Raw genomic sequence first — 272 nt, 5'->3', positions numbered from 1 at the left:
TCAGTCGTTGGCGTGTGCGGTTGGGGTTTTGCCGGTCGTGGTAGTCGGTGCCGGGGTCTTGGTAGTAGGTGCCGTTGGTGGCCATGTGCCAGATCGTGGTGATCATGGTGTGTTGGAGCGCGACGAGAGCGCGTTTGCCTCCTCTTCGTGCTTTCACGCGTTGGAACCTGGCGGCGAGGTAGGTGTTCTTGGTGCGGGTCACGGACAGGGCCGCGATACCGAGGGCTGCTTTGAGGTGTTTGTTGCCGTGGCGCACGGACACGGTTTTGTGT

At 61.4% G+C, this 272-nt stretch carries 1 pseudogene; it reads right to left on the bottom strand.

Annotated features, from left to right (window positions below):
* Window positions 1–256 (bottom strand): annotated as a pseudogene (locus tag P0D62_RS19060) (IS110 family transposase); the annotation flags it as partial.
* Between the last annotated feature and the right edge of the window lie 16 nt (window positions 257–272).

The sequence above is a fragment of the Tessaracoccus caeni genome (assembly GCF_029211185.1).
Classification (GTDB): Bacteria; Actinomycetota; Actinomycetes; order Propionibacteriales; family Propionibacteriaceae; genus Arachnia; species Arachnia caeni.
This window is presented reverse-complemented; position numbering and strand designations above follow the sequence as displayed.